Here is a 259-nt window from a genome sequence, read left to right as displayed (position 1 = left end):
GCGACTGCACCAGCCTGAATCGCCCGACTCCGGGCGACAACTGGACCGGCAGCATCACCGACGGCCTGGCCTATACCGATACCGACACCAAGACCAGCGCGGCTTATGTGTTCGATACCCTGAAGCTAAGCGAACAATGGGAGCTGAATCTCGGTCTGCGCTACGACGACTTCGATACCAAGTCCAGCGGCTACCAGACGGCTGGCCGCAACGGTCCCGCCGGCTACTTCAAGCGCGAGAACAACAGCCACTTCTGGAA

Annotated in this window: 1 protein-coding gene; it reads left to right on the top strand. The window is 60.6% G+C overall.

Annotation, left to right across the window (positions count from 1 at the left end; all coding sequences use genetic code 11):
• Positions 1-259: TonB-dependent receptor domain-containing protein (locus ACLJNW_RS26255; RefSeq protein ID WP_410961513.1), on the top strand; the 259-nt coding region annotated here is incomplete at both ends.

It is taken from the genome of Salmonella sp. SAL4457, assembly GCF_046548235.1.
GTDB classification, from domain to species: Bacteria; Pseudomonadota; Gammaproteobacteria; order Enterobacterales; family Enterobacteriaceae; genus Salmonella; species Salmonella enterica.
This window is presented reverse-complemented; position numbering and strand designations above follow the sequence as displayed.